General features: G+C 72.2%; 19 protein-coding genes. 14 read left to right on the forward strand and 5 right to left on the reverse strand.

Going from position 1 to position 19695, the window contains the following annotated elements:
• Positions 1-85 precede the first annotated feature (85 nt).
• A complete protein-coding gene (locus AC067N_RS38220) occupies positions 86-1969 on the reverse strand; it encodes an amidohydrolase (RefSeq protein ID WP_478683584.1) in 1884 nt (627 codons plus the stop codon).
• 267 nt (positions 1970-2236) lie between these two features.
• Here AC067N_RS38220 and AC067N_RS38225 point away from each other — a divergent pair, with 267 nt between their 5' ends.
• Together AC067N_RS38225 and AC067N_RS38230 are read left to right on the forward strand one after the other, a co-directional pair.
• Complete coding sequence (locus AC067N_RS38225; protein ID WP_478683561.1) at positions 2237-3208, forward strand: alpha/beta hydrolase; 972 nt, start codon at positions 2237-2239, stop codon at positions 3206-3208.
• A gap of 29 nt (positions 3209-3237) precedes the next feature.
• A complete protein-coding gene (locus AC067N_RS38230; protein ID WP_478683562.1) occupies positions 3238-3954 on the forward strand; it encodes an alpha/beta fold hydrolase in 717 nt (238 codons plus the stop codon).
• 85 nt (positions 3955-4039) lie between these two features.
• Here AC067N_RS38230 and msrB read toward each other — a convergent pair whose 3' ends face one another.
• The 4 genes from msrB to AC067N_RS38250 all read right to left on the reverse strand — a co-directional run bounded on the left by msrB (position 4040) and on the right by AC067N_RS38250 (position 7358).
• Positions 4040-4447: a peptide-methionine (R)-S-oxide reductase MsrB gene (gene msrB / locus AC067N_RS38235; RefSeq protein ID WP_478683563.1), complete on the reverse strand. Its 408-nt coding sequence runs from the start codon at positions 4445-4447 to the stop codon at positions 4040-4042.
• A gap of 13 nt (positions 4448-4460) precedes the next feature.
• A complete protein-coding gene (gene murC, locus AC067N_RS38240) occupies positions 4461-5846 on the reverse strand; it encodes a UDP-N-acetylmuramate--L-alanine ligase (RefSeq protein ID WP_478683564.1) in 1386 nt (461 codons plus the stop codon).
• 99 nt (positions 5847-5945) lie between these two features.
• Complete coding sequence (locus AC067N_RS38245; protein ID WP_478683565.1) at positions 5946-6401, reverse strand: indole-3-glycerol phosphate synthase; 456 nt, start codon at positions 6399-6401, stop codon at positions 5946-5948.
• 120 nt (positions 6402-6521) lie between these two features.
• Positions 6522-7358: a pyrimidine reductase family protein gene (locus AC067N_RS38250; RefSeq protein WP_478683566.1), complete on the reverse strand. Its 837-nt coding sequence runs from the start codon at positions 7356-7358 to the stop codon at positions 6522-6524.
• Between AC067N_RS38250 and zapE the strand changes: the two genes are divergently transcribed.
• From zapE to AC067N_RS38310, 12 genes are all read left to right on the forward strand, one after another.
• Positions 7357-8502: a cell division protein ZapE gene (gene zapE / locus AC067N_RS38255; protein ID WP_478683567.1), complete on the forward strand. Its 1146-nt coding sequence runs from the start codon at positions 7357-7359 to the stop codon at positions 8500-8502. The genes AC067N_RS38250 and zapE overlap by 2 nt on opposite strands.
• A gap of 260 nt (positions 8503-8762) precedes the next feature.
• Positions 8763-9137 (forward strand): hypothetical protein, encoded by a 375-nt coding sequence (locus AC067N_RS38260; RefSeq protein ID WP_478683568.1) that lies wholly within the window; start codon positions 8763-8765, stop codon positions 9135-9137.
• 81 nt (positions 9138-9218) lie between these two features.
• Positions 9219-9797, forward strand: coding sequence for a carbonic anhydrase (locus tag AC067N_RS38265; RefSeq protein ID WP_478683569.1), 579 nt, complete (start codon positions 9219-9221; stop codon positions 9795-9797).
• 20 nt (positions 9798-9817) lie between these two features.
• Positions 9818-11323 carry a SulP family inorganic anion transporter gene (locus AC067N_RS38270; protein ID WP_478683570.1) on the forward strand — a complete coding sequence of 502 codons (1506 nt, stop codon included), beginning with the start codon at positions 9818-9820 and terminating at the stop codon, positions 11321-11323.
• Positions 11324-11551: 228 nt separating this feature from the next.
• On the forward strand, positions 11552-12508 hold the full coding sequence (locus AC067N_RS38275) for a slipin family protein (protein WP_478683571.1): 957 nt from the start codon (positions 11552-11554) through the stop codon (positions 12506-12508).
• A gap of 105 nt (positions 12509-12613) precedes the next feature.
• Positions 12614-13981: a PhoX family protein gene (locus AC067N_RS38280; protein ID WP_478683572.1), complete on the forward strand. Its 1368-nt coding sequence runs from the start codon at positions 12614-12616 to the stop codon at positions 13979-13981.
• A gap of 175 nt (positions 13982-14156) precedes the next feature.
• The gene (locus AC067N_RS38285; RefSeq protein ID WP_478683573.1) at positions 14157-15029 is read left to right on the forward strand and encodes a polysaccharide deacetylase family protein; all 873 of its coding nucleotides are present in this window, start codon (positions 14157-14159) and stop codon (positions 15027-15029) included.
• 56 nt (positions 15030-15085) lie between these two features.
• The gene (locus AC067N_RS38290) at positions 15086-15313 is read left to right on the forward strand and encodes a hypothetical protein (protein ID WP_478683574.1); all 228 of its coding nucleotides are present in this window, start codon (positions 15086-15088) and stop codon (positions 15311-15313) included.
• Between the two features lie 116 nt (positions 15314-15429).
• On the forward strand, positions 15430-16254 hold the full coding sequence (locus AC067N_RS38295) for a peptidyl-tRNA hydrolase (protein ID WP_478683585.1): 825 nt from the start codon (positions 15430-15432) through the stop codon (positions 16252-16254).
• A gap of 169 nt (positions 16255-16423) precedes the next feature.
• Positions 16424-17032: a DUF4142 domain-containing protein gene (locus tag AC067N_RS38300; RefSeq protein ID WP_478683575.1), complete on the forward strand. Its 609-nt coding sequence runs from the start codon at positions 16424-16426 to the stop codon at positions 17030-17032.
• A 141-nt stretch (positions 17033-17173) separates the two neighbouring features.
• Positions 17174-17983 carry a DUF4142 domain-containing protein gene (locus AC067N_RS38305; protein ID WP_478683576.1) on the forward strand — a complete coding sequence of 270 codons (810 nt, stop codon included), beginning with the start codon at positions 17174-17176 and terminating at the stop codon, positions 17981-17983.
• Positions 17984-18138: 155 nt separating this feature from the next.
• On the forward strand, positions 18139-19506 hold the full coding sequence (locus AC067N_RS38310; RefSeq protein WP_478683586.1) for an MbnB/TglH/ChrH family RiPP precursor modification enzyme: 1368 nt from the start codon (positions 18139-18141) through the stop codon (positions 19504-19506).
• Positions 19507-19695: the final 189 nt, after the last annotated feature.

Raw genomic sequence — 19695 nt, forward strand, 5'->3', positions numbered from 1 at the left:
GACAAATCCGAAACAGGACAGTCAGCGACGTCAGTCAGAGGGTGAGTCAGGCTCATCAGCAGAACCACCAGTCACATGATCACTGTCAGAGGGTGAAGCAGGGGTCGAGGGCCAGGCCGTCGTCGGTCCCGGGCGCGAGTCCGCGCGCGGCGCGCCACCGCCGGTGCAGTTCGGACTCGGCCGCGGCCTCGCCCAGCAGTTCGGCCTGGCGGACGCCCGACCGGCCGGTGCGGCGGGTGGCCTGGTAGCCGCCGTGGTGGGCGACCGGGCTCCAGGCGGGGCTGACCGGCGGGAGTTCCTCGTCGAGGCCCTCGTACTCGGCGCCGGCGTGCACGATCCGCCCGCCGACGACGGTCAGGACCGACTCGATGTGCGGGATGTCCGGCTCGGGCACGGTGAAGAAGTCCTCGGACAGCAGCGCGAGGTCGCCGAAGTACCCGGTGCGCAGCACGCCCTTGAGGTGGTCCTCGCCGGTGAGGGCGGCGCCCGCCGTCGTGAACATCGCGAGGGCGGTGGCCCGGTCGACCCGGTTGCGGGGCGGGCGCAGCGTCAGGTCGCCGACGGTGCGGCCGCTGACCAGCCAGTGCAGGGCGACCCAGGGGTTGTAGGTGGACACCCGGGTGGCGTCGGTGCCTGCGCCGACGGTCAGGCCCCGCTCCAGCATGGCGCGGAGCGGCGGGGCGGTCGCGGCGGCCTCGGGGCCGTAGCGGCGCAGGAACGCCTCGCCCTGGAACGACAGCCGGTTCTGCACGGACAGGGCTCCGCCGAGCGCGGCGATCCGGTCCAGGCTGCCGCCGGAGACGGTCTCCGCGTGGTCGAACAGCCATCTGTTCCCGGCGGGGAAGAGCCCTTCGGCGGCGAGTTTCTCGAATACGGCGAGGTCCCGGCGAATGGTCTCGTCATAGGTGGCGTGGAGCCGGAATCCCCAGCCGTTCTCCATGAGGAGACGTACGGCCTTCTCGAATTCCGTCTCGTAGTCCGCGGTGAGTTCCGGGCGCGGTTGGGTGAAGTTCTCGAAATCCGCGGCGGCCCAGGTGAGATTCTCGCCCGCCCCGTTGAGGCGCAGCCAGGAGTCGCCGTCCTCCGGGCGGACCGTCTCGGTCCAGCGGGCCAGGTCGGCCGTCTCCTGGCCGGGGGTCTGCGGGAAGAGGTGGTAGGCGATGCGCAGGGAGAGCTGTCCGGCCTCGGCGAGTTCGACGACGGTCCGGTAGTCGTCGGGGAAGTTCTGGAACCCGCCGGCGGCGTCGACGGCGGAGGTGAGTCCGAACCGGTTGAGTTCCTTGAGGAAGTGCCGGGTGGAGGTCTTCCTGTCCTCGTGCTCCAGGGCCGGTGCCTTGGCGAGCGTCGAGTAGAGGACCAGGGCGCTGGGCGCGGCGAGCAGCAGGCCCGTGGGGGCGCCGTCCCGGCCGCGGACGACCTGGCCGCCCTTGGGGTCGGGGGTGTCGCGGGTGTATCCGGCGGCCTTGAGCGCGGCCCGGTTGAGGATCGCCGACTGGTACAGGTGCAGGACCAACACCGGGGTGTCGGGCGCGGCGGCGTTCAGTTCGGCGACGGTCGGCGGTCTGCGCTCGGCGAACTGCTCGGCCGACCAGCCGCCCACCACGCGCACCCACTGGCCCCTGGGAGTGCGGGCCGCCTGTTCGCGGAGCATGGCGAGGCCCTGGCGGAGGGTGGGGACGCCGTCCCAGCGCAGTTCCAGGACGTAGTTGAGGCCGCCCCGGATGACGTGCAGATGGGAGTCGTTGAGGCCGGGGACGGCACGGCGGCCGAGGGCGTCGACCACCCGGGTCGACGGGCCGATGCGGGGCGCGACGTCGCTGTCGTCGCCGACGGCCGTGATGACCCCGGCGCGCACGGCGAGCGCCTCGGCGGTCGGGCGGCCCGGATCACCGGTGTGGATCCTCGCGTTGCGGACGACGAGGTCCGCGGCGTCGTCGACGGCACGGGGCACGAGCCCACCGACCGGCATCGTGGACAACTTGGGCCGACCTCCTGGAAGTTGGGGGCGAGAGTGGTTGAACGGCGTGTGCCCAGAAGGTATTTCGCACCACCGGCCTCAGGTGATCCGGCAGCGCACGGAATGCGTACTCACAGCGCACTGCCCGTCTCCCGCCGCCCTTCCAGTGCGCTGTGGGATAGGTCCCGGTGCGCTCATGGGCAATTCCCGCCGCGTTCCCGGTCCTAGCGTGCGGAGCGACGCACCCGCACCACGCGCACAACACATCGGGAGAAACACATGTCCGACACCGTCGAACCGGTACGGCCGGTTCTGGAACCGGCGGCCGCCGCCTTCGCCGAGGCGACGGCCAACCGCCCCTTCCTCTTCGAACTGCCGCCCGCGGAGGGCCGCAAGGCGGTCGACGAGGTGCAGTCCGGCCAGATCGGGAAGCCGGAGATCGACGAGGAGTGGATCATCGTCCCGGGCGGCCCGACGGGCAGCGTCAGGACGCGGATCGTGCGGCCCGCCGGTGTCGGCGGCACCCTGCCGGTGATCCTCTACATCCACGGCGCCGGCTGGGTGTTCGGCAACGCCCACACCCACGACCGCCTCGTCCGCGAACTGGCCGTCGGCGCGGGTGCCGCCGTGGTCTTCCCGGAGTACGACCTGTCCCCCGAGGCCCGTTACCCGGTCGCCATCGAGCAGAACTACGCCGTCGCCAGGTGGGTCGTGGAGCAGGGCGCGTCCAAGGAGCTGGACGGTTCGCGGCTGGCGGTGGCCGGCGACTCGGTCGGCGGCAACATGACCGCCGCGCTGACCCTGATGGCCAAGGAGCGCGGCGACGTGCCCCTGGTCCAGCAGGTCCTGTTCTACCCGGTGACGGACGCGAACTTCGACACCGGCTCCTACGGCCGGTTCGCCGAGGGCTACTTCCTGCGCCGCGACGGCATGCGGTGGTTCTGGGACCAGTACACGACCAGCCAGGAGGAGCGCGCGGAGATCACCGCCTCCCCGCTGCGCGCCACCACCGAGCAGCTGTCCGGGCTTCCCCCGGCGCTGGTCGTCACCGGTGAGGCCGACGTCCTGCGCGACGAGGGCGAGGCGTACGCGAACAAGCTCCGCGAGGCGGGCGTCCCGGTCACCGCCGTCCGTTTCCAGGGCATCATCCACGACTTCGTGATGCTCGACGCGCTGCGCGGCACCCATGCCGCCGAAGCCGCGATCACCCTGGCCACCGGCACGCTGCGCTCCGCGCTGCACGCCGGCTGACCGACCCGCACCGAGAGGGAGAACCCATCATGTCCACCACGCCCACCGTCCTCCTCGTGCACGGGGCCTTCGCGGACGCGTCCAGCTGGTCCGGCGTCATCGAGGAGCTCCGGAGCCAGGACATCCCGGTCGTCGCCGTGCCGAACCCCCTGCGGGGTCTGGCCGCCGACGCCGCGTACATCGCCTCGGCGGCCGCCCAGATCGACGGGCCGGTCGTTCTCGTCGGCCACTCCTACGGCGGCGCGCTCATCACCGTGGCGGGCGCGACCGAGAACGTCGTCGGCCTGGTCTACGTGGCGGCGTACGTCCCGGAGGAGGGCGAGAGCCTCGGCGAGCTCCAGGGCCGCTTCCCGCTGTCCCCGCTCGTCGCCAACCTGGTCGAGCGGACCTACCCCGTCGAGGGCGGCGAGCCCGGCGTCGAGGTCACCATCGCGCCGGACGCCTTCCCTGGCATCTTCGCCGCGGACGTCCCCGCCGAGGTGACCCGGATCCTCGCGGTGTCGCAGCGTCCGCTGGCCACCGCCGCGTTCACCGAGACCCCGCCGGTCGCCGCCTGGAGGACGCGGCCCTCCTGGGCCGTGGTCGCGGCGGCCGACGAGGCCATCAACCCCGAGGTCCAGCGTTTCGCCGCGAAGCGCGCGGGCGCCACGATCACCGAACTGGAGGGCGCCTCCCACGCGGTGGCGGTCTCCCGCCCCGCGGAGGTGGCGGCGGTCATCCGCGACGCGGTACGCGCCACCGGCTGAACGACGCGTCCCCCGCGCCCGGAAGGGGCGCGGGGGACGGCGCGGTCGGGCTCGGGCGGCCCGAGGGCTCGGGCGGCCCGAGGGCTCACTCGCCCTCGGGGGCCAGCCGCAGCGAGATGCTGTTGATGCAGTACCGCTGGTCCGTCGGGGTGGGATACCCCTCGCCCTCGAAGACGTGCCCGAGATGCGATCCGCACCGGGCGCACCGCACCTCGGTTCGCACCATGCCGTACGACCGGTCCTGGAGCAGCTCCACCGCGTCACTGTCCTTCGGGTCGTAGAAGGACGGCCACCCGCAGTGCGACTCGAACTTGGTGTCGGAGGTGAACAGCTCCGCGCCGCAGGCCCGGCAGGAGTACACCCCCTTGGTCTTCGTGTCGGTGTACTCCCCGGTGAACGCCGGCTCCGTACCGGCCTGACGCAGCACCGCGTACTCCGCCGGGGTCAGCTCCGCGCGCCACTGCTCGTCCGGCTTGTCGACGTCGTACGGCATCGGTCTCAGCCCCTCACTGGGAAAGACGGTCCAGGATCCTCGGGCCCAGGTCGGTCACGTCACCCGCGCCCATGGTGAGAACGAGATCACCGGGCTTCGCCATTCCCGCGACCACCGCGGGCGCCTCCGCCTTGTCGTGGACGGCCGTGACCTGCGCGCCGGCCGCCCGCGCCGCGTCGATGATCAGCTCGCTGGTGACACCCGGGATCGGGTCCTCGCGGGCCGGGTAGATGTCGAGCACGACGGACGCGTCCGCGAGGGCGAGCGACTGCCCCATCTCGGTGCCCAGCTCCTGCGTCCGGGAGAACAGATGGGGCTGGAACAGGACGAGGATGCGCGCGTCGCCGGCGGCGGCCCGCATCGCCTCCAGGTCGGCCGTCATCTCGGTCGGGTGGTGGGCGTACGAGTCGATGACCTGCACCCCGGCGGCCTCGCCCTTCAGCTGCAGTCGCCGCTTCACGCCGGTGTACGCCGCCAGCGCGGGCGCCAGCCCGTCCGCCGGAATGCCCAGCGCGACGCCCGCGGTCAGCGCCGCCACCGCGTTGTGCGCGTAGTGGCGTCCGGGCACGGACACCGTGAAGGTGGTCTCCCGTCCCTCCAGCAGGACGGTGACCTCGCTCTTCAACCCCTGGGGCACGACGGACAGGACACGGACGTCGGCGTCCTCGCTCTCGCCGTACGTGACGACGCGGACGCCCTGGACGCGCCGGGTCAGCTCCCGCGCGCCCTCGTGGTCCGCCGAGATCACCAGCGTGCCGCCGGGCACGATCCGGCCGGCGAACGTCTCGAAGGACTCGTAGATCTCGTCCATGGACGCGTAGTTGGCGTGGTGGTCCAGCTCCACGTTGAGGACGATCGCGACCTCGGGGGCGTACTTGTGGAAGCTGCGGTCGCTTTCGTCCGCCTCGGCCACGAAGATGTCGCCGTCGCCGTGCAGGGCGTTGGAGCCGGGCGCGTCGAGGTCGCCGCCGATGGCGTACGACGGGTTCAGGCCCAGCGCGGTCAGCGACACGGCCAGCATGGAGGTGGTGGTGGTCTTGCCGTGGGTGCCGGCCACCGCGATCGGGCGCAGCCCGTCCATCAGCCGGGCGAGCGCGTCCGACCGGTGGACGACCGGGACACCCAGCTCGGCCGCGCGGGCCAGCTCAGGGTTGTCCGGGCGGATCGCCGACGAGACGACGACGCACGTCGCGTCGTCGGCCAGGTGCTCCGCCGCGTGGCCGATGTGCACGGTCGCGCCCAGCGCGCGCAGCGCCTGCGCCGTCTCCGACTCCTTGGCGTCGCTCCCCGCCACCTTGGCGCCGCGCTGGGCCAGGATCTTCGCGATCCCCGACATCCCGGCCCCGCCGATCCCGATGAAGTGCGGTCGGTCCATGGCGGTAGGAATGCCGGGTGCCATGTGTGTTCTCCCAGTACTGGTACGGCAAAGGTTCAGGGCAACCCTATGCCCATACGCCCCCGCGATCGGCAGGGACCACCGGTTGCGCCCGGGGCTGGCTCACTCCCGGCTGTGGGAGAACAGCTTCAGCACCGGTACCCCCACCTTGTGCCGCGCCCGGGACGCCCAGTCGCGGTGGAAGAACTCCTCCACGTAGTGCGGGTCGGTCAGCACCAGCACCTCGTCGGCGTCGACCTCCTCCACCAGGGACTTCAGCGCGTCCAGCGGATGATCCTCGATCAGCCGCCCCTGCGCCTCGCTCCCCGCCCCCCGCAGCGCCTGCAGGGACACCTCCAGAGCCCGTTCCCCCTCGTCGAGGGCCTGTTCCCCCTCCGGGGTCTCCCCCTCGCGCGCCGCCTCGTCCAGCTCGCCGAGGGCGAGGTCGTCGATGGCCCGCAGCAACCGGTCGGCCTGGTTGCCCCGCGGCTGGAGCAGCACATGGAAAGAGGCCGGCTCGTCGCCGTGGAGGGTGGTGACGAACTCCACGTCCGCGGACGTCAGAGCCTTCTCGATCATCAAAACGCTCGTGAACGACACCACAGGCGCCCTTCTTCCGGGAGGGCCCCTCGGCCCTCACTCCTCAGGGATCTAGTGTGCCCGGCGGGAACTAAACGGAACTGTCCGTTCCGTCCGTTCTCACGTACGACGGTAACGACCGAACAGGAACCCGGCCTCTTCCAGCAAGGACACCAGCTCGAACCGCCTCGGCACCGCCACCGGCGGACCCCCGGCGATCCGCTGGGCGTCCCCCGCCGTGAGCATCGGCGACACGGTGAGGCACAGCTCGTCGAGGACGCCGGCCGCGATCAGCTGCCCGAGGAGCCGCGGTCCGCCCTCGGTGAGCAGCCGGGTCAGCCCCAGGTCGGCGAGGGCCCGTACGGCGCGCGCGGGGTCGACGCCCATGCCGTCCCCGGCGGTCACCACCCGCACGCCCGCCTTCTCGGCGGCGGCCACCCGGTCGGGCGGTGCGGCGGCCCCGGTGAGCAGGAGGGTGGGGGTGAGCGGTGAGGTGAACAGGGGGAGCGAGAAGTCGAGGTCCAGTCCGGCGCTGACCACCGCGACGGCCGGGGCCGGTGTCTGTCCGGCCGCCCGGCGGGCCCCGGCGAAGGCCTCGCGCGCGCGGGCCGGGCGGTAGCCCTCCTGGCGTACCGTTTCGGCACCGACGATCACCACGTCCGCGAGCCCCCGCAGGGTCCCGAAGATCCGCATGTCGGCGTCGCTGGAGATCGGCTGCGAACGCCCGCCGTGCTGGGCCGCCCCGTCCAGCGTCGACACCATGTTGGCCCGCAGCCACGGCTCCCGTCCGCCCGGCCCCGGCGCGGGGTAGGCGTACGCCGCCGCCAGCTCCTCAAGGCTCCACTCCCGGTCGCCGGCCGCCCCGGGCGCCGGAGTCCCGGCCGCATCCGCGTGCTCACCGGCCTCGTCCGGGGTCCGGGCCGCTGTCTCTTCGGTCACAGGGAACAGGCGTCGCATGTCGTGCAGTGTGGCACGACCCTTAGACTCGGTAACCGTGTCGTCGTCCTCCGCCGCCGTGTCCGGTCCCGGTTCCATAGCCGATACGGCCCCGCTGTCCCTGTGTGCCCGCGAGCCCCATGTCCCCGCCGACCGGCTGGTCGCCGAGATGGTGCCGCCGCCGCGCTTCGACTCGGTGCGCTTCGACACGTACATCCCGGACCCGAACCAGCCCAGCCAGACCGAGGCCGTCCAGGTCCTCAGCGGCTTCGCCGCGGGCCTCGGCGGCGCCCACGCGAGCGGCGCCGGCAAGCGCGGCCTCTTCGGCTTCGGCAGGGCGAAGGCCCCCAAGGTCCCCGCCGGCCCGCGCGGGGTGTATCTGGACGGCGGCTACGGCGTCGGCAAGACCCATCTGCTGGCCTCCCTGTGGCACGCGACGCCGGCCGAACCGGCGCTCAAGGCGTTCGGCACCTTCGTGGAGCTGACCAACCTGGTCGGCGCGCTCGGCTTCCAGAAGACGGTCCAGACCCTCTCCGGGCACCGGCTGCTGTGCATCGACGAGTTCGAGCTGGACGACCCGGGCGACACCGTCCTGGTGTCGACCCTGCTCGGCAAGCTGGTGGACGCGGGCGTAGCCCTGGCCGCCACCTCGAACACGCTGCCGGGCAAGCTCGGTGAGGGCCGTTTCGCGGCGGCCGACTTCCTCCGCGAGATCCAGGGCCTGTCCGCCCACTTCCGCACTCTGCGCATCGACGGCGAGGACTACCGCCACCGCGGTCTGCCCGAGGCGCCGCCGCCGTTCTCCGACGAACAGGTCACGAAGACCGCGTACGCCGTCGAGGGCTCCTCGCTCGACGACTTCCCGCATCTGCTGGACCACCTCGCACGGGTGCACCCCAGCCGGTACGGCGCCCTCACGGACGGTCTGAGGGCGGTGTGCCTGACCGACGTACAGCCCGTCCCGGACCAGTCGACCGCCCTGCGGCTGGTGGTACTGGCCGACCGGCTCTACGACCGCGAGGTCCCCGTCCTCGCCTCCGGGCTGCCCTTCGACCGGCTGTTCAGCGAGGAGATGCTGAACGGCGGCTACCGGAAGAAGTACTTCCGAGCCATCTCCCGGCTCACCGCCCTCGCCCGCGACGCCGGGCGACTCGCCGGGCACTGAGTCCCGGCAGCGCGCCAACACCCCTCACCGGGAACAACTCCCCCAGGTCAAGGGGCTTTTCCGGCCATCCGGCCCACGCTTTTCAGGCTCTCTTCAGCTCGAAACGTTAAGTTAACCCTGCAAACAACTTTGCAGGGTTAACGTGTTTCTTGACCAGCGGTTGACCATTGATTGACCAAGTCATGCAACTGCCGGTATTCGGGAGACATGGCGAACTGACAGTGGGGAGGCTCATGTTGCGAGGTACGAGGCCCCGGACCGTGATCACGGCCCTAGTCGCCGTCCTGCTCGCCCTGCAGTTCTTCGCTCCCGCCCCTTCCTTCGCATCCGCGCACACACCCGGTCACGTCAAGGCCAAAGCCGCGCCCGGAAAGGCACTCAAGGCCACACCCGTACGTGACACGGCCGTCATGCACCGCACGTGCGGTCACTCCGAGGACCCGACCGGTCCCTACCGCACCCGCGACCGGCACCGCGCCACCACCCACACCGCTCCCGGGGCGCCCCCACGCCCGCTGCAGGGGGAGAACCCGGCGGCCGCGAGCGAACCGGAACAGCCCTCGGCCCGGCACCACCGGCAGTCGAGATCCCTCAAGGCCCCCACCCCGGCCGTTCTCCAGGTCTTCCGCTGCTGAGGGCACGGAGCCCGTTTCCCCCCACATCTGTCGTGCAAGCCCGACGCGCCGCCGTGGCGCGCCAGGAGGAGTCACCACATCATGCAGCCCCTCATCGACAACGCCCGTACCTTCGGACAGCGCCCTGAGGAGTTCGCCAGGCTGGCCGAGGGCCAGTCCCCCGAGGTCCTGTTCATCACCTGCTCCGACTCGCGGGTCGTCCCGGCCCTGATCACGGGCGCCCGCCCCGGCGAGCTCTTCGAACTGCGGACCGCCGGAAACATCGTCCCCCCGTACACGTCCGACCGCCCCACCGGCGAGACGGCCACCATCGAGTACGCCGTGGAAGTGCTCGGCGTCAGCGACATCGTGGTCTGCGGCCACTCGCACTGCGGCGCCGTGGGCGCGCTGGTGCGCGGCGACGACCTCGACGCCGTACCCGCCGTACGCGACTGGCTCACCCACGCCACCCCGCGCCCCCAGGGCGCGGTCGAGGACCCCACCGTCGCCGACGGCGTGCAGAACCACGTCCTCAGCCAGCTGCTGCGGCTGCGTTCCTACCCCTGTGTGGAAAAGCGCCTCGCCGACGGCCGTCTGCGGCTGCGCGGCTGGTACTACGAGGTCCACACCGGAGCCGTGCGCGAACACCGCGCGGACACCGACACCTTCGAGACGCTGTGAGCGGCGGGCCGGTGTCCGAGATGAACTCCCCCACCTCCCCCACGTCGAAATTCCCCTACATACGCCAGGACTTCGGCGCCTCGCTGGTGGTCTTCCTGGTCGCCCTGCCGCTGTGCGTCGGTGTGGCCGTCGCCTCCGGGGTGCCGGCCGAACTCGGCCTGATCACCGGCATCGTGGGCGGCATCGTCGCCGGTCTGATGCCCGGCAGCAGTCTCCAGGTCTCCGGCCCGGCGGCCGGGCTGACCGTGCTGGTCTTCGAGGCGGTGCGCCAGTTCGGTCTCCCCGCGCTCGGCGTGATCGTGCTCGCCGCGGGTCTGCTCCAGCTCGCCATGGGCGCGCTGAAACTGGGCCGCTGGTTCCGCGCGATCTCCGTGTCCGTGGTCGAGGGCATGCTCGCCGGTATCGGGCTCGTGATCATCGCCGGCCAGCTGTACGCGGCGGCCGGTCTCAAGGCCCCGGCCTCCGGGCTCGACAAGATCGCGGGCCTGCCCGGCGCCGTCGTCGAGGCCGTGGGGAGTACCGCCGCGCTCGCCTCCCTCGCGCTCGGCGCGGGCACCGTCGCCGTGATGGTGCTGTGGAAGCGGCTGCCGAAGAAGGTCCAGGTCGTGCCCGGCGCCCTCGCCGCGGTCGTCCTCGCCACCGGCGCCACCCTGGCCTTCGGCCTGCCGGTCGCCAAGGTCGAGGTGAAGGGCCTGCTGGACTCCGTCCAGCCGCCCGGGCTCGACGCCTTCGGCGGGCTCGCCGATGTGGCGCTGATCGGCACGATCCTCGCCTTCGCGCTCATCGCCTCCGCCGAGAGCCTGTTCAGCGCGGCGGCGGTGGACCGGCTGCACGACGGGCCGCGCACCGCGTACGACAAGGAGCTGATGGCCCAGGGCGCCGGCAACACGGTGTGCGGTCTGCTGGGCGCGCTGCCGATGACCGCGGTCATCGTGCGCAGCTCTGCCAATGTGCACGCCGGGGCGAAGACCAAGGCGTCCCGTGTCCTGCACGGCGTCTGGCTGCTGCTCTTCGCCGCTCTGCTGCCGGGGGCCCTCGCGCTGATACCGCTGCCGGCCCTGGCGGGCATCCTGGTCCACGCGGGCTGGAAGCTGATCCCGTTCCGCGCGGTCGTCTCGCTCTGGCGCGGCCACCGGGGCGAGGCGCTGATCCTGGTGACTACCGCGGTGTCGATCGTCGCGGTGAACATGTTCGAGGGCGTCCTGATCGGCCTGGCCCTCTCGGTCGTCAAGACGGCCTGGGAGGCCTCGCACATCAAGCTGGAGGTCATCGACAAGGGCGCCGGCCCCGTCCAGGCGTACCTCTCCGGCAACGCCACCTTCCTGCGTCTGCCGAAGATCCTCGACAGCCTGGAGTCCCTGCCCCAGGACCGTCCCGTCGAGCTCCACCTCTCGGGTCTGCACCACCTCGACCACGCCTGCCGAACCGCCCTGGAGAACTGGGCGGAACGTCACAGCGCGACCGGCACCGAACCGGTGAGGATGACGGGCCCGGAGCCGGAGAGGATCGCCTCGGCGACGCCCTGACGCCTCCCGGCCCCAGGGGGCGGGCGGCGGCCCCGGCAGGCCGTCCGCATCCCGGCGCCCCGGTCCCCGCGACCGGGGCGCCGCTCGCGTTCGGCCCCCGGAGAACGACGGTCGCCCGAGCCGCGACCCGGGGCCTATCGTGGTATTCGCGTGGATATGCGACGACTGCGCGGATGTACGTCGGCTGAGGGGGGCGGTCGTCACGGTCGACTCAAAGGGGCGGTCGTCATGGGCGAAACACTCATCGCGGCAGCCGCGGCCCTCGCCGCCGGTGCCGCCGTCTACGTCGCGGCGGCGGCCCGCGTCATCAAGCAGTACGAACGCGGCGTCGTCTTCCGTCTCGGCCGTCTCCTCGGCGAACCCAGACCGCCCGGCTTCACCATGGTCGTCCCCGTCGTCGACCGCATCCGCAAGGTGAACATGCAGATCGTGACGATGCCCGTGCCCGCCCAGGAGGGCATCACCCGCGACAACGTGACGGTCCGCGTGGACGCCGTCGTGTACTTCAAGGTCGTCGACCCGGCCGGCGCGGTCGTCCAGGTCGAGGACTACCGCTTCGCCGTCTCCCAGATGGCGCAGACCTCCCTGCGCTCGATCATCGGCAAGAGCGACCTCGACGATCTCCTGTCCAACCGCGAGAAGCTCAACCAGGGCCTGGAGCTGATGATCGACAGCCCGGCCGTGGAGTGGGGCGTCACCATCGACCGCGTCGAGATCAAGGACGTCTCCCTCCCCGACACGATGAAGCGCTCGATGGCCCGCCAGGCCGAGGCCGACCGGGAACGCCGGGCCCGCATCATCAACGCGGACGCCGAGCTGCAGGCGTCGAAGAAGCTGGCGGAAGCGGCCCACCAGATGGCCGAGGCGCCCTCGGCCCTGCAGCTGCGCCTGCTCCAGACGGTGATGGCGGTGGCCGCGGAGAAGAACTCCACCCTGGTCCTGCCCATCCCGGTGGAACTCCTGCGCTTCCTGGAGCGCGGCCACGCCGAGCAGGAGGAACCCGGCCGGCGCCCACCGGGACCGGCCGCCCGGGTCGGGGAGCCACCCGGAACAGCCGGCCCTGCCGAGCTCCAGCCCCCGCCCGGACCGAGCACCGCTCCCCCGCTCCCCCGGACCCCGGACGCCCCTCCGGTCGCCCCCGAGTTCCCACCCGTCGCACCCGACCACCCCACGCCGCCCGAGTGATGGCCGCGGAACACCTTCTACGCGCGTGGTTCACGCAGCCGTACCCCCGTGATACACACAGGCGGGTCACATCCTGTCCGCCAACAGGAAGGTTCTCCCGTGTCAGTGACTCGACGTCAGGCCCTGGCCCGCACCGGTGCCGTGGGAGCGGGCATCGCGTTCTCCGGAGCCCTGTCCGAACTCTTCGCGGGCACCGCGGCCGCGCAGAGCGATCTCGGCCACACCGGCTACGGCCCGCTGATCCCCGACCCGAACGGCCTGCTCGACCTGCCGAAGGGTTTCCGCTACAAGGTCCTCTCCCGCGAGGGCGACCAGCTCCGCTCCGGCGAGGGCCGTGTCCCCGGCAACCACGACGGCATGTCCGCCTTCGCCGGCAGACACGGCCGCGTCCATCTGGTCCGCAACCACGAGAACCGTCACAGCGGCCGTATCCCGGTTCCCACGGTCGAGGGCCTCACCTACGACCCCGCGGGCAAGGGCGGCTGTACGGCCCTGACGCTGGACGCCCGCGGCGAGGTCCTCTCCGAACGCGTCGCCATCGCCGGCACCGCCGTCAACTGCGCGGGTGGTCCCACCCCTTGGGGCACCTGGCTGACCTGTGAGGAGACCGAGGACAGGGCCGGCACCAACGGCTACACAAAGGACCACGGCTTCATCTTCGAGGTCGACCCGGCCGACCCGCACCGCTCCGGCGCCGTCCCGCTCACCGCGATGGGCCGCTTCCAGCACGAGGCGATCGCGGTCGACCCGAGGCGCGGCGTCGTCTATGAGACGGAGGACGCCTTCGAACGGCCCTTCGGCCTCTTCTACCGCTTCCTCCCCGACCGGCCCAGGGGCGGCCCCGGCTCCCTGCGCGCGGGCGGCCGGCTCCAGGCGATGCGGGTCCCCGGGGTCCCCGACCTGTCCTCCATCCAGGAGACGGGCGCCCGCTTCGCGGAGATCGAATGGGTGGACGTACCGGACCCCCTGGCCGCCCGGACGCCCATCCGCCACCAGGACTTCGGCCCCAAGGGGATCACTCACGCCCAGAAGCTGGAGGGCTGCTACTGGGGCGGCCGCTGCGTCTACTTCGTCTCGTCCTTCGCGCGCAGCGCCGACGGCTCCGCCGCCGACCACTACGGCCAGATCTGGCGCTACGACCCCGACCACCGCACCCTCACCCTGGTCATCGTCTTCGGCCCCGACACCGACATCCAGCTCCCCGGCGAGTCCCCCGACAACATCTGCCTCGCCCCCAGCGGGGGCCTCATGGTCTGCGAGGACGGCAACGGCACCCAGCACGTGTACGGCGTCACCCGCCGCGGCGACGTCTACGCCATGGCCCGCAACGCCCAGAACATCGGCACGCCCACGGAACCCGAATGGGGCGAGTTCGCGGGTGTCACCTTCTCCCCCGACGGCCGCACGATGTACGTCAACTGCTACACGCCCGGCACGACCTTCGCGGTGACGGGTCCGTGGCGCCGTACGTGACGTGACAGACCGCGGCGCACCCGACGGGCCGGCCTGATCCCACGGGCGGAAGGGGGCGGACACCCATGGGCGTCCGTCCCCTCATCCGGTCGGCCGGGTGGGTGACTTCGGAGCGGATTCCGGGTGGATGAGCAGGTGATCGGACGAGTCGGGAGTGTGGGGCGTTTACGTTCTTATGGTGATCGTTCCTGTGCGAAGTGTCCGGGTCCTCTGTGCGGTCGGGGCGCTCGGGGTGGTTCTGGCCGCCTGCGGAGGGCCTCGGCACGCGTCCCGGGTGGTCACCGCCACCGCCACGGGGGCGGCTCCTCGCCCGGTCGTGGCGTCCCGGCCGCCCACCCTCGCTCCGGGGCCGGCCGGCCTCGCTCCGGTGTTCGAGCATGGACCGCGCAGCCGGGGCGGCAGGACGGTCGCGCTGACGTTCGACGCGGACATGTCCCCGGAGCAGGGGGCTCGGGCCGCCGCGGGCGAGCGGTTCGACAATCCGCCGCTCATCGCGACGCTGCGCCGGCTGAAGGTGCCGGCGACCGTGTTCATGACGGGCCGGTGGGCCGAGGAGTATCCGATCCAGGCCCGGTCGATCGGCCGGGACCCCCTTTTCGAGGTGGCGAACCACTCGTACGGCCACCACGCCTTCACCGCCGACTGCCACGGCCTGCCCGCCGTGAAGGCGACCCGCATCGCGGCGGACGTCGAGCGGGCCTACACCGCCTTCCGCGCAGCGGGGGTCATGAACCCGATGCCGTACTTCCGGTTCCCGGGCGGTTGCTACGACCACCGCGCCCTGCGGGGACTCAGCTCGTCCGGGGTGATGGCCGTGCAGGGGGACGTGGCGAGCGGCGACACAGGGGCCGTGGATCCGGCGGCGGTCGCGCGGGGCGTGCTGGAGCGAGTGCGGCCCGGGTCCGTCGTCGTCATGCACTGTGCGAGAAGTACCGCGCCCGTGACCGAGCAGGCGGTACGGATGATCGTGCCCGCGCTGCGGGAGCGGGGTTTCCGGCTCGTGAAGGTGTCGGAGCTGGTCGGGGCGACGGCCGCGCTCACACCGTGAGCCCTCCGCACGGCCGCCGCACGCGGCTTTCCCCTGCGTCGTCCTACGCTGGACATATGAGCGACCACTGCGGCACCGAGACGACGACCGCGGGGCCGGCTTCGACTCCCGCGCCCGCCGCGGCCACCGGGACGACGGGGCAGGCCCCCGTCCCCGCCGGTCCGCCCTTCGCAGCCTGCGTGCTGTGCCAGGAACCGACCGAGTATCCCGAGTCGTACAAGGGGATGACCCTGTGCCCCGTGTGTGAGTGGCGCGAGGCCGAGCGCACCGCCTGTTCGGGCTGAGGAGCGGCCACCGGAGAGAAGGCTCCACCCGCCCCTCGGCCCGCCCGCCTCGAACCGCCTCCTCCGACGCGGGCGGCCGGAGCCGGCACGGCCGCTGGCAGACTGGGGACGTGACCATCAGTGACCCGTCCTCCACCCCTGACCCGGCATCCCGCCCTGTTGCGCCCTCCGCCGCGCCCCCGGCGCCCGCACCCCGCGGGGGCCGGAGCACGGACCCGGCCGGCGCCCGGTCCCGCGCACCGGAGCAGGACAGCCCCTTCCGGGACGCCCGGACCGCTCGTGACGAGGCGCCGCAGTTCGTACTGCCGCTGGTCGTACGGATCGAGCGGGCCGCTCCCCCGGCGCGCACGGACGCGCTGGAGACGGCCGCGCGTGCGGTGCTGGTGATGCTGAGCGACGAGCGCTCGGTCGGCGGGGGAGAGTGGGCCGAGGCGATGCGGAGCTGGCAGGACGCCCGTATCCGCAAGGTGGTCCGGCGGGCGCGCGGCGCCGAGTGGCGGCGGGCCGAGGCCTTGCCCGGGATCACGGTGACGGGCAAGTCGGCCGAGGTGCGCGTCTTCCCGCCCGTCCCGCTGGACGGCTGGCCCAAGGAGCTGGCCCGCCTCCAGGTGTCCGGCACGGATCTCGACGACCCGGAGCCGCCGGTCGACGCCGGTCCCGCCGCCCCGGTGCTGTGGCTGAACCCCGATGTCGGGATGTCGGCCGGCAAGGCCATGGCGCAGGCGGGTCACGGAGCCCAACTCGCCTGGTGGGACCTCTCCGACGAGGACCGCACCGCCTGGCGCGACGCCGGGTTCCCCCTCGCCGTCCGCACCGCTGACCCCGCCCGCTGGCACGCCCTCACCACCTCCGGCCTCCCCCTCGTCCGTGACGCGGGCTTCACGGAGATCGCCCCCGGCTCCTGCACGGTGGTCGCGGACCACCCGGCCCTGCGCGGCTGAACCCCGCACACCGGCGAGATCCCTGACGGCCGGTCGGTTGCGGTCACGCCGCCCGGCTTTTCGGTAACTGTGAACCGCCGTTGAACAGCCCGGCGATCGCGTACGTATCTCCCTGCACTGGCCAAGCAACTGCCCCAACGACCAGTTGGCATTACCCGGGAGGCTCATTTTGCGGCGTATCAATGGCTCGGTCATCGCCAGCCTGGCGCTCGTCGTCACCGTCGGAGCGCTCGCGTTCCCCGTATGGTCCTACGCCGACCGCTCGGGCACTGCTCAGGCCAATATGGCGGCCGGCACGGTCAACACCCAGTGGGGGCCGCTGACCGCGGCCGACCGTGACCTGATCATCAGGGTGCGGCTGGCGGGCCTGTGGGAGCTGCCGGCCGCCGAGCAGGCGATGCAGCGGTCGAAGAGCCCGGCCGTCAAGGAGGCGGCGGACCATCTGATCGTGGGTCACAAGGACCTCGACCAGCGGGTGCGGGCCGTGGCGGAGCAGCTGAACATCGAGCTGCCGAACCAGCCGAACGCCCAGCAGCAGGGGTGGCTCCAGCAGATGAGCAACGCCACCGACGACCAGTACGACCGCACCTGGGCGAATCTGCTGCGCTCGGCGCACGGCAAGATCTTCCCGGCCATCGGCACGGTGCGGAACATGACCGAGAACACGCTGGTGCGCCAGCTGGCCTCGGACACCAACCAGACCGTGCTCGACCACATCACGATGCTGGAGAAGACCGGCCAGGTCGACTTCGACGCCATCGCCAACGGCACGATCTGACGCGGACCGACGGCACGCGCCCGGCCGTGGCCGTCCGCCGCCCGAGCGGCAGGGGTCCGGTCAGCGCGCCACCCCACCCCCACCCCACGCCCAGCAAGACTCAGTCCCCAACGACCAGTTGGTTTCCTCCGGGAGGCACCTTTGCGACGCTCCAAGGGCTCTGTCCTCGTCGCCGTGGCGATCGTCGGCACAGTCAGTGCGGTCGCCTACCCCGTGTTCTACTCGTACCCCAACCGCAACGCCGCGGCCGCCGCGGCCGTGCCCACCGGTGACACGGTGACCACGCAGTGGGGGCCGCTCACCCCCACCGACCGCGACCTCATCATCAGGGTGCGGCTCGCGGGCCTGTGGGAGCTGCCGGCCGGCCAGCAGGCCCTGGAGCGCAGCGGCAGCAAGTCCGTCAGGGAGGCCGCGGACCACCTGATCAAGGGCCACACCGACCTGGACAAGCGGTCACGGATCATCGCGGCGAAGCTGGGCGTCGAACTGCCGAACCAGCCGACGCCGGAGCAGCAGGGCTGGCTGGACCAGATGACCGCCGCCAAGACGGAGGCCGAGTACAACAAGACCTGGGCGAACCTGCTGCGGGCCGCGCACGGCAAGATCTTCCCGGCGATCGCCACCGTGCGGAACAACACCCGCAACACCCTGGTCCGCCAGCTGGCCTCCGACGCCAACCAGACCGTGCTCGACCACATCACGGTCCTGGAGGGAACCGGCGAGATCGACTTCGCCCAGATCGCCGACAACTCGGTCAGCGGTACGGCGAGCCCCACCGGCCCGCCGCCGCCCGTGCCGGGGCAGATCGTGCAGCCCGCGCCCGCCGCGGAGCCGTCGACGAACCCCGATGTGAAGTCGACCCCGTCGCCGACCACGCCCGGCCTCGTCCCGACCGGGCGTCCCGACCCGGAGGAGCTGAACAAGGACCAGGGCGAACCGCAGGTGCAGTAGTCGAAAAGCTCAAATGTTGCTCTGAAGGTCCCCTCCGTGGGGTTCGGCCGGGAGCGGCGGGGCCATGACTCCGTCACGCCGGAACACAGGTCCGCCGTAAGGAGACGAACAAGGGTCCTGGTGCAGCCGTGACAGAGGAGGGGACGATGGAGCGGATGAGGCAGCTGGGTACGGGAATCGGATGGCGTCCGGAGATCGCGGACGCCGTCGAGCGCATGGCCGGGTCGGCCGGCGGCGTCGACTGGGTCGAGGTCGTCGCGGAGAACGTCTGCCCCGGCCACCTGCCCGAGTCGCTGCTGCGGCTGCGCGAGCGGGGCGTCACGGTCGTGCCGCACGGCGTCTCGCTCGGCCTCGGGGGCGCCGACCGCCCCGACGAGCAGCGGCTGCGGAGCCTCGCCGAGCGCGCGGAGGCCCTGGGCGCGCCCCTGGTCACCGAGCACATCGCGTTCGTCCGGGCGGGAGGTGCCCTCACCGCCTCGCCTCAGCTGGAGGCCGGGCATCTGCTGCCGGTGCCGCGCACCCGGGACGCACTGGACGTGCTGTGCGAGAACGTGCGCATCGCCCAGGACGCGCTGCCCGTGCCCCTGGCCCTGGAGAACATCGCGGCCCTGGTCAACTGGCCGGGCGAGGAGATGACGGAGGGGCAGTTCCTGTACGACCTCGTGGACCGCACCGGGGTACGGCTCCTCATCGATGTCGCGAACCTCCACACCAACCACGTCAACCGGGGCGAGGACCCCGCGAAGGCGCTGGACGAGCTGCCGGTCGACGCCATCGCGTACGTCCATGTCGCGGGCGGTTTCGAGCGGGACGGCGTCTGGCACGACAGCCACGCCCACCCCGTCCCCCGGCAGGTCCTCGACATCCTCGCCGACCTGGCCTCCCGCGTGACCCCGCCGGGTGTCCTCCTGGAGCGCGACGAGAACTTCCCGGAGCCGGCGGAGCTGGAGAGCGAGTTGGACGCGATCCGGGGGGTGCTGAAGACCTCCGGGGTTCCGGGCGGGACGGCCGCGCCGACCGGGCCGGCCGCGACACCGACCGCGGCAGCCGCGCCGGCCAGGCCTTCCGCCACGTCCGCCGAGGAGGCACCGGACGCCGACGGCGGGCCCGTGGCCCGGCAGCGACTCGGGCTCGCCCAGGCCGCGCTGTTGTCGGCGCTGGTCGCGGGGACGCCGGTGCCCGAGGGGTTCGACCGGGTGCGGCTGGGAGTGCAGGCCCGGGCGCTCGCGGCCAAGCGGGCGGACGTCGTGGGCAAGGTCGCGCCGGAGCTGCCGGAGATCCTGGGCCCGTCGTACCGGCCGGCGTTCCTGGCCTACGCGCAGGGCCATCCGATGACCGACGGCTACCGTCGCGACGCGCTGTCCTTCGCCGAGCACGTGCTGCTGGGCGACCGTGTCGAGGACGCGGGCACCCGGCGTGCGCTGCGCGAGTGGTGGCTGGAGCGCTCCGGCCCTGCGCCGCTCTCCCGGCGTCCGACGGCGCGGCTGGCCCGCGCGACCCGCAGGGTGCTGCTGCGTCGCTGAGCGTCGCGCCCACCCCGGGCCGCCCAGGGCGCGCGGCGGCCTGTCGCACGCCCGGGGTGTGCTGCGATTAACAAACCCAGGCCCTGCACATGGGTTTCACGCCCTATTCACTCCGCTTTCACCTGGCCTGTCCCTCACTTGGACACCCGATCCGGTGGGATTTGTACCCTCCTCAACCCTTTCTCCCTG

The sequence above is a fragment of the Streptomyces sp. NPDC042364 genome (assembly GCF_056437585.1).

Excerpts from the sequence above, each read along its gene's own strand:
- AC067N_RS38290 (WP_478683574.1), top strand. The coding sequence starts at position 15,086 with ATGAGCGACCACTGCGGCACCGAGACGACGACCGCGGGGCCGGCTTCG.
- msrB (WP_478683563.1), bottom strand. The coding sequence starts at position 4,447 with ATGCCGTACGACGTCGACAAGCCGGACGAGCAGTGGCGCGCGGAGCTG.
- AC067N_RS38250 (WP_478683566.1), bottom strand. The coding sequence starts at position 7,358 with ATGCGACGCCTGTTCCCTGTGACCGAAGAGACAGCGGCCCGGACCCCG.
- AC067N_RS38285 (WP_478683573.1), top strand. The coding sequence starts at position 14,157 with ATGGTGATCGTTCCTGTGCGAAGTGTCCGGGTCCTCTGTGCGGTCGGG.
- AC067N_RS38245 (WP_478683565.1), bottom strand. The coding sequence starts at position 6,401 with ATGATCGAGAAGGCTCTGACGTCCGCGGACGTGGAGTTCGTCACCACC.
- murC (WP_478683564.1), bottom strand. The coding sequence starts at position 5,846 with ATGGCACCCGGCATTCCTACCGCCATGGACCGACCGCACTTCATCGGG.
- AC067N_RS38265 (WP_478683569.1), top strand. The coding sequence starts at position 9,219 with ATGCAGCCCCTCATCGACAACGCCCGTACCTTCGGACAGCGCCCTGAG.
- AC067N_RS38230 (WP_478683562.1), top strand. The coding sequence starts at position 3,238 with ATGTCCACCACGCCCACCGTCCTCCTCGTGCACGGGGCCTTCGCGGAC.
- AC067N_RS38220 (WP_478683584.1), bottom strand. The coding sequence starts at position 1,969 with ATGCCGGTCGGTGGGCTCGTGCCCCGTGCCGTCGACGACGCCGCGGAC.
- AC067N_RS38310 (WP_478683586.1), top strand. The coding sequence starts at position 18,139 with ATGAGGCAGCTGGGTACGGGAATCGGATGGCGTCCGGAGATCGCGGAC.
- AC067N_RS38225 (WP_478683561.1), top strand. The coding sequence starts at position 2,237 with ATGTCCGACACCGTCGAACCGGTACGGCCGGTTCTGGAACCGGCGGCC.
- AC067N_RS38270 (WP_478683570.1), top strand. The coding sequence starts at position 9,818 with ATGAACTCCCCCACCTCCCCCACGTCGAAATTCCCCTACATACGCCAG.
- AC067N_RS38275 (WP_478683571.1), top strand. The coding sequence starts at position 11,552 with ATGGGCGAAACACTCATCGCGGCAGCCGCGGCCCTCGCCGCCGGTGCC.
- zapE (WP_478683567.1), top strand. The coding sequence starts at position 7,357 with ATGTCGTGCAGTGTGGCACGACCCTTAGACTCGGTAACCGTGTCGTCG.